The organism is Streptomyces sp. NPDC052043, from assembly GCF_044548235.1.
Classification (GTDB): Bacteria; Actinomycetota; Actinomycetes; order Streptomycetales; family Streptomycetaceae; genus Streptomyces.
In genome coordinates, this window is the sequence record NZ_JBIUBT010000016.1 from 178,249 (window position 1) to 185,923 (window position 7,675).

General features: G+C 70.6%; 6 protein-coding genes. 5 read left to right on the top strand and 1 reads right to left on the bottom strand.

The window, feature by feature from the left end; genetic code table 11:
- The first annotated feature begins 88 nt into the window (after nt 1-88).
- From ACIHCX_RS32515 to ACIHCX_RS32530, 4 genes are read left to right on the top strand one after another with little or no spacing between them, the layout of a single operon-like run.
- Nucleotides 89-559, top strand: coding sequence for a formate dehydrogenase subunit gamma (locus tag ACIHCX_RS32515; RefSeq protein ID WP_400035901.1), 471 nt, complete (start codon nt 89-91; stop codon nt 557-559).
- A complete protein-coding gene (locus tag ACIHCX_RS32520; protein WP_400035903.1) occupies nt 556-2,169 on the top strand; it encodes a formate dehydrogenase beta subunit in 1,614 nt (537 codons plus the stop codon). Before ACIHCX_RS32515 ends, ACIHCX_RS32520 begins: the two co-directional genes overlap by 4 nt.
- Complete coding sequence (gene fdhF, locus ACIHCX_RS32525) at nt 2,166-4,982, top strand: formate dehydrogenase subunit alpha (protein ID WP_400035905.1); 2,817 nt, start codon at nt 2,166-2,168, stop codon at nt 4,980-4,982. The genes ACIHCX_RS32520 and fdhF overlap by 4 nt, the downstream gene beginning before the upstream one ends.
- Nucleotides 4,983-5,013: 31 nt before the next feature.
- Nucleotides 5,014-5,220 (top strand): formate dehydrogenase subunit delta, encoded by a 207-nt coding sequence (locus ACIHCX_RS32530; RefSeq protein WP_400035907.1) that lies wholly within the window; start codon nt 5,014-5,016, stop codon nt 5,218-5,220.
- 108 nt (nt 5,221-5,328) lie between these two features.
- Here the strand turns inward: ACIHCX_RS32530 and ACIHCX_RS32535 are convergent, their stop codons facing one another.
- Complete coding sequence (locus ACIHCX_RS32535) at nt 5,329-6,345, bottom strand: 2-dehydropantoate 2-reductase (protein WP_400035909.1); 1,017 nt, start codon at nt 6,343-6,345, stop codon at nt 5,329-5,331.
- 197 nt (nt 6,346-6,542) lie between these two features.
- Between ACIHCX_RS32535 and sucC the strand changes: the two genes are divergently transcribed.
- Nucleotides 6,543-7,675, top strand: a 1,133-nt coding sequence (gene sucC, locus ACIHCX_RS32540; protein ID WP_400035911.1) for an ADP-forming succinate--CoA ligase subunit beta, incomplete at its 3' end; no start/stop codon positions are given.

Below are 7,675 nucleotides of genomic sequence, written 5' to 3' on the forward strand. Positions count from 1 at the left end.
CGCGAAACCAAACTCGTACGACAGCGGCCAGAGCCTCGCGCTCGACTTCCGCGCACACCGGTGACTGGGGGCGATCATGACCACAAGCGTGAGTGACGTACCAGTGCGCGCCGCGGTCGGCGCGATCGTGGCCGCCCACCGAGGCCAACGCGGCGCGCTGCTGCCGATCCTGCACGCCATCCAGGCGGAACTCGGCCATGTGCCGCGGGAGTGCGTCGCACAGCTCGCCGACGAACTCAACCTGTCCCGGGCGGACGTGCACGGGGTGGTCTCCTTCTACCACGACTTCCGCCGCGAACCGGCGGGCCGCACCACCGTGCGCATCTGCCGTGCCGAAGCCTGCCAGGCCCTCGGCGCGGACGCCCTGGTGGCCTGCGCCCGCGACCGGGTCGGCCTCGCACCGGGCGAGACGGCGGCCGACGGTTCGGTCACCGTGGAACAGGTCTTCTGCCTCGGCAACTGCGCGCTGGGGCCGTCGATCCAGGTGAACGAGGAGACGCACGGACGAGTGAGTGTGGACCGCCTGCGCTCCCTCCTCGACGAGGCGGTGTCGACATGACGACGGCAGCCAACTCTCCCGTGACGGTGTACGTACCCCGCGACTCGGCGGCGCGGTCCGTGGGAGCCGACGCGGTCGCCGACGCGCTCCGACGCGCCGCCGCCGGCCAGGACCGGCCGGTCGCCGTGGTGCGCAACGGCTCGCGCGGCATGCTCTGGCTGGAGCCGTTCGTCGAGGTGGCGACGCCCGCCGGCCGCGTCGGCTACGGACCGGTGGCCCCCTCGGACGTGGCGGGCCTCCTCGCCGCGGGCCTCCTCGACGGCGGGGACCATCCGCTGCGGCGCGGCGTCGTGGACGAACTGCCGTGGCTGGCCCGGCAGAAACGGGTCACCTTCGCCAGGATCGGGATCACCGACCCCCTGTCCACCGAGGACTACCTGCGGCACGGCGGTCTCGCCGGTCTCCGGTGCGCGCTGGGGATGCCGCGCGACGACGTGATCGCCGAGGTCACCGAGTCCGGCCTGCGCGGCCGGGGCGGCGCGGGATTCCCGGCCGGCGTCAAGTGGAAGACCGTCTCCGAGTGCTCCGACGAGCTGAAGTTCGTGTGCTGCAACGCCGACGAGGGCGACAGCGGCACCTTCGCGGACCGCATGGTCATGGAGGGCGACCCGTTCATGCTGATCGAGGGCATGACGATCGCCGCGCACGCGGTCGGGGCACGCGAGGGCTACGTCTACATCCGCTCGGAATACCCCGACGCCGTCGCCGCGATGCGCGCCGCGATCGAGATCGCGCGCGGGAACAACTGGCTCGGCGAGCGGATCCTCGGCTCCGACCTCACCTTCGACCTGCACGTCCGGGTCGGCGCCGGCGCGTACATCTGCGGCGAGGAGACCTCCATGCTGGAGAGCCTGGAGGGCAAGCGGGGCATGGTCCGCTCCAAGCCGCCCATCCCTGCGGTGGAGGGACTCTTCGGCAGGCCGACCGTGGTCAACAACGTCCTCACCCTCGCCACCGTGCCGGTTATCCTGGCGCGCGGCGCGCGGGCGTACCAGGAACTCGGCGTGGAGCGCTCCCGCGGCACCCAGGTCTTCCAGCTCGGCGGCAACATCGCCCGCGGGGGCATCGTGGAGACGGCGTTCGGCGTCACCCTGCGCGAGCTGGTCGAGGACTACGGCGGCGGCACGCTCTCCGGACGCCCCGTGCGCACGGTCCAGGTCGGCGGACCGCTGGGCGCCTATCTGCCGCCCTCCCTGTTCGACCTGCCGATGGACTACGAGGCGTTCGCCGCCGCCGGCGCGATGCTCGGCCACGGCGGCGTCGTGGTCTTCGACGACACCGTCGACATGGCCGCGCAGGCCCGCTTCGCGATGGAGTTCTGCGCCGCGGAGTCGTGCGGCAAGTGCACGCCCTGCCGCGTCGGTTCGGTACGGGGGGTCGAGGTGATCGACCGGATCGTGGCGGGCGAGGACCGCGACGGCAACCTCGCCCTGCTCGAGGACCTCTGCGAGCTGATGACCGACGGATCGCTGTGCGCCATGGGCGGGTTGACGCCGATGCCGGTGCGCAGCGCCCTCACCCACTTCACTGACGACTTCCTGGCCCGCGACGCACACGCGCCGGCGCCCACCGCACGGACGAACGGCGCGAGGACGGAGGACACGGCATGAGCCTTCTCAAGGAACCCGACTTCGGAACCCCCGAAAAGCCCGGGGAGCCGACCGTGTCGGTGGAAGTGGACGGACTGCCCGTGACCGTCCCCGAGGGCACGTCGGTGATGCGGGCGGCGGCGCTCGCCGGCATCGACATACCCAAGCTGTGCGCCACCGACAGCCTCGACGCCTTCGGATCGTGCCGGCTGTGCGTCGTGGAGATCGACGGCCGCAGGGGCACCCCGGCGTCCTGCACCACACCGGTCGCCGACGGCATGCGGGTGCGCACCCAGACGCCCAAGGTGGAGAAGCTGCGCCAGGGCGTCATGGAGCTGTACATCTCCGACCACCCGCTGGACTGCCTGACCTGCCCGGCCAACGGCGACTGCGAGTTGCAGGACATGGCCGGCGTCGTCGGGCTGCGCCAGGTCCGGTACGGGTACGAGGGCGAGAACCACCTGGACGCCGAGGCCGACCGGAGCAACCCGTACTTCGACTTCGACCCGTCCAAGTGCATCGTCTGCTCCCGCTGCGTGCGGGCCTGCGGCGAGGTGCAGGGCACCTTCGCGCTGACCATCGAGGGCCGCGGGTTCGACTCCAAGGTCTCACCCGGCGCGGGCGAGCTGTTCATGGACTCCGAATGCGTCTCGTGCGGCGCCTGCGTCCAGGCCTGCCCCACGTCGACGCTCCAGGAACGGTCGGTCGTCGAACTCGGCATGCCGACCCGCTCGGTGGTCACGACCTGCGCGTACTGCGGCGTCGGCTGCTCCTTCAAGGCCGAGCTGCGCGGCGACGAACTGGTCCGGATGGTGCCCTACAAGGACGGCGGGGCGAACGAGGGCCACTCCTGCGTCAAGGGCCGTTTCGCCTTCGGCTACGCGACCCACCCCGACCGCGTCCTCAAGCCCATGGTCCGGGAGAGGATCACCGACCCGTGGCGCGAGGTCGAGTGGGACGAGGCCATCCGCACGGTCGCCCGGAAGATGCGCTCCCTCCAGGAGCGCCACGGCTCCGGCGCCATCGGCGCCATCACCTCCTCGCGCTGCACCAACGAGGAGGTGTACGTCGTCCAGAAGATGGTGCGCGCGGCCTTCGGCAACAACAACGTCGACACCTGCGCCCGGGTCTGCCACTCCCCGACGGGATACGGGCTGAAGCAGACCTTCGGCGAGTCGGCCGGCACACAGGACTTCCGCTCGGTTGCCGAGGCCGACGTGATCGTGGTCATCGGCGCCAACCCCACCGACGGCCACCCGGTCTTCGCCTCGCGGATGAAGCGCCGGCTGCGCGAGGGCGCCCAACTCGTCGTGATCGATCCGCGCCGCATCGACCTGGTGCGCTCCCCGCACATCGAGGCGGCGCACCACCTCCAGCTCACCCCGAGCACCAACGTCGCCGTCATCAACGCCATGGCGCACGTGGTGGTCACCGAGGACCTGGTCGACAAGTCCTTCGTGGCGGACCGCTGCGAAGGGTTCGACGAGTGGGCGGAGTTCGTCTCCCGCCCGGAGAACAGCCCGGAGGCCACCGAGCCCGTCACCGGTGTGCCGGCCGAGGAGCTGAGGGCCGCCACCCGGCTGTACGCGCGGGCGCCCAACGGGGCCATCTACTACGGGCTCGGCGTCACGGAACACAGCCAGGGTTCCACCATGGTCATGGGGATGGCGAACCTCGCGATGGCGTGCGGAAACATCGGCCGCGACGGTGTCGGCGTCAACCCGCTGCGCGGGCAGAACAACGTGCAGGGCTCGTGCGACATGGGTTCGTTCCCGCACGAGTTCACCGGCTACCGCCATGTCTCCGACGACGCGGTCCGCACCGTCTTCGAGGACCTGTGGGGCCGCACGATCCTCGCGGAGCCCGGACTGCGGATCCCCAACATGTTCGACGCGGCGATCGACGGCTCCTTCCGCGGCCTGTTCGTGCACGGCGAGGACATCGCCCAGTCCGACCCGAACCTCAAGCACGTCACCGCCGCGCTCGAGGCCATGGAACTGGTCGTGGTGCAGGACCTCTTCCTCAACGAGACGGCCAAGTTCGCCCATGTCTTCCTGCCGGGCGCCTCCTTCCTGGAGAAGGACGGCACGTTCACCAACGCCGAACGCCGGGTCAACCGGGTGCGCGCGGTGATGAAGCCGAAGACCGGCAAGCACGAGTGGCAGATCGTCTGCGAGATCGCCGCCGCCATGGGCTACCCCATGGAGTACGACCACCCGGGCCAGATCATGGACGAGATTGCCCAGGTCACCCCCACGTTCCGCGGGATCTCCTACGCCTCCCTGGACAAGCTCGGCAGCATCCAGTGGCCGTGCAACGAGGAGGCACCGGAGGGCACGCCCACCATGCACGTGGACGAATTTGTCCGCGGCAAGGGGAAGTTCGTGGTCACCACCTATCTGCCGACCAACGAGCGGACCACCTCGCGCTTCCCGCTCGTCCTGACCACGGGGCGCATCCTGAGCCAGTACAACGTCGGGGCGCAGACCCGCCGAACCGGCAATGTGGTGTGGCACCCCGAGGACCTGCTGGAACTGCACCCGCACGACGCCGAGGTGCGCGGCATCGGCGACGGCGACATGGTGACGCTGGCCAGCCGTGTCGGGCGGACGACCCTGCGGGCCCGGGTGTCCGACCGGATGCCGCCGGGGGTCGTGTACACCACCTTCCACCATCCCGTGACCGGCGCCAACGTGGTGACCACGGAGAACTCGGACTGGGCGACCAACTGCCCGGAGTACAAGGTGACCGCCGTGCAGGTCGGGCTCGCCCACCCGCTCGCCGGGCACGCCGCCGACCGGCTCCCGGACGACCGGCACGCGGTGGTGGACTGAGATGGCGGGCGCCGTGCCACCGGAACAGCGGATGGCGAACGACATCGCCGCGGCCTTCGGGCACCTGCCGGACGAGCAGGCCGCCGAGGCGGTCGCGGGACACATCCAGCGATTCTGGGACCCGAGGATGCGCGCGCGGCTGGCCGAGTTCGTCGACGGGGGAGCGGAGGGCCTGTCCCCCGTGATCGTCGCCGCGCTGAAGCCGGCCGGCCGACGGGAGGAGACCACCGGCGACTGACCGGTCCGTCGCACACACCACCGCCTCATCTCCCCGCGTGGCGACGGGGAGATGAGGCGGTGGTCCGTGTGCGGTGCCGCGGGCCGGAGCTGGTGGCGGCGACCTGGCTCAGGCGGGTACGGCTCCCGGCGCGGCGCCGTTCCGTGCGGTGCCGCCCTGTGAACCGCACTGCGCCAGCAGGTCGGTGGCCGCGTGGACGGCGCGCAGCGTGGGCGCCTCGGCGCCGGTGATGTCGGCGAGCTCCACCACCGCCGTCACGATGGCGTCCAGTTCGAGCGGCTTGCCGGCCTCCAGGTCCTGGAGCATCGAGGTCTTGTGGTGCCCGACCCCCTCCGCGCCACGCAGCCGCTTCTCGATCGATATGTCCGGCGTACTGCCGACCCGGGCCGCGATGTCGAGGGTCTCCTCCATCAACTGGACGACCAGGCGCCGGGTGTGGGTGTGCCGACAGATCTCGACCATGGTCGCCCTGGTGAGCGCGCTGAGCGGGTTGAACACGACGTTGCCCATCAGCTTGATCCAGATGTCGTCGCGCAGGTTCGGTTCGACCGGGGCCTTCAGCCCGCCGGCGATCAGCGCCTCGCTCAACGCCGTGCACCGTTCGGAGACTTGGCCCCCGGGCTCGCCGAGCGAGAAGCGGGTGCCCTCCAGATGCCGGATCACTCCGGGGGACTCGACGACGGTGGCCGGATAGACGACGCAGCCGATGGCCCGCTCCGGCGGCAGGACGGCACTGGTGGCGCCGCCCGGGTCGACCGCCTCCACCCGCCGGCCCTGGTAGGGCCCGGCGAGCTGGTGGAAATACCACCACGGGATGCCGTTCTGGCCGGCCACGACGGCGGTGTGGTCGGCGAGCAGCGGCTTGATGAGCGGCCCGCACGACGGGTAGGAGTGGGCCTTCAGACCGAGGAAGACGTAGTCGACCGGGCCGATCTCGGCCGGGTCGTCCGTGGCGTGCGGCCGGGCGACGAAGTCACCGCGGGGGCTCAGCACCCGGACTCCGCCGGCCCGCATGGCCCGCAGATGGTCATTGCGGGCGACCAGATGCACCTCGGCGCCGCCCCGGTGCAGAGCCGCCCCGACGTACGCACCGATCGCACCGGCTCCGAGGACCGCGATCTTCACGATGGACCCCTCTCAGTGGGAGGCTGGATACTGTATGCAATATCGCCGAGCGGTGTCCAGGGTCCGAGGGGAGTCGTGGAGGCCGTGGCGGCGTGGGGGCGGGAGTCTCACACACAGCTATTGCATACAGTATTCAGTGGACTTTATGCTCGCACTGCCGCCGACGCTTCCGTGAGCGGCTTTGGGAGGCCACGTCAATGGACCTGTTCGAGTACCAAGCACGAGATCTCTTCGCCAGGCACGGTGTGCCGGTGCCGGCCGCCGAGGTCGTCGACACGCCCGAGGACGCACGTGCGGCGGCCGGGCGGCTGGGCGGCCGGGCGGTCGTCAAGGCCCAGGTGAAGGTCGGCGGCCGCGGCAAGGCCGGCGGCGTCAAGCCGGCCGCCACCCCGGACGAGGCCGTCGCCCGCGCGGCGGACATCCTCGGCATGGACATCAAGGGGCACACGGTCCGCAAGGTCATGCTGGCCCCCACGGCCGACATCCGGGACGAGTACTACGTCTCGTTCCTCCTCGACCGCACCCAGCGCACCTTCCTGGCCATGGCCTCCGTCGAGGGCGGCATGGACATCGAGGAGGTCGCCGCGACCAAGCCCGAGGCCCTGGCGAAGGTCCCGGTGGACGTGAACGAGGGCGTGACGGAGGAGAAAGCCCGCGAGATCGTCGAGAAGGCCGCCTTCCCCGACGACGTCGCCGACCGGGTGGCCGAGGTCCTGCGGTTGCTGTGGCGGGCCTTCGTCGCCTCCGACGCGCTCCTGATTGAGGTCAACCCGCTGGTCAGGTCCGGCGAAGGCGAGATCGTCGCGATTGACGGGAAGGTGTCGCTGGACGACAACGCGGAGTTCCGTCACCCCGAGTTCGAGGAGCTCCACGACAGGGCCGCGGCCAACCCGCTGGAGGCCGCTGCCAAGGAGAAGAACCTCAACTACGTCAAGCTGGACGGCGAGGTCGGCATCATCGGCAACGGCGCGGGTCTGGTCATGTCGACCCTGGACGTCGTCGCCTACGCCGGTGAGGCCCACAAGAGTGTCAAGCCGGCCAACTTCCTCGACATCGGTGGCGGCGCGTCCGCCGAGGTGATGGCGAACGGCCTGGAGATCATCCTGGGCGACCCGGACGTGAAGTCCGTGTTCGTCAACGTGTTCGGCGGCATCACCGCGTGCGACGCGGTCGCCAACGGCATCGTGCAGGCGCTGGAACTGCTCGAGTCCAAGGGCGAGGAGGTCACCAAGCCGCTGGTGGTGCGCCTGGACGGCAACAACGCCGAGCTGGGTCGCCAGATCCTGGACGACCGCAACCACCCGCTGGTGCAGCGTGTGGACACCATGGA

Bases quoted from the DNA above. Each gene is read 5' to 3' on its own strand.
- ACIHCX_RS32520 (WP_400035903.1), top strand. From the start codon at position 556: ATGACGACGGCAGCCAACTCTCCCGTGACGGTGTACGTACCCCGCGAC.
- fdhF (WP_400035905.1), top strand. From the start codon at position 2,166: ATGAGCCTTCTCAAGGAACCCGACTTCGGAACCCCCGAAAAGCCCGGG.
- ACIHCX_RS32530 (WP_400035907.1), top strand. From the start codon at position 5,014: ATGGCGAACGACATCGCCGCGGCCTTCGGGCACCTGCCGGACGAGCAG.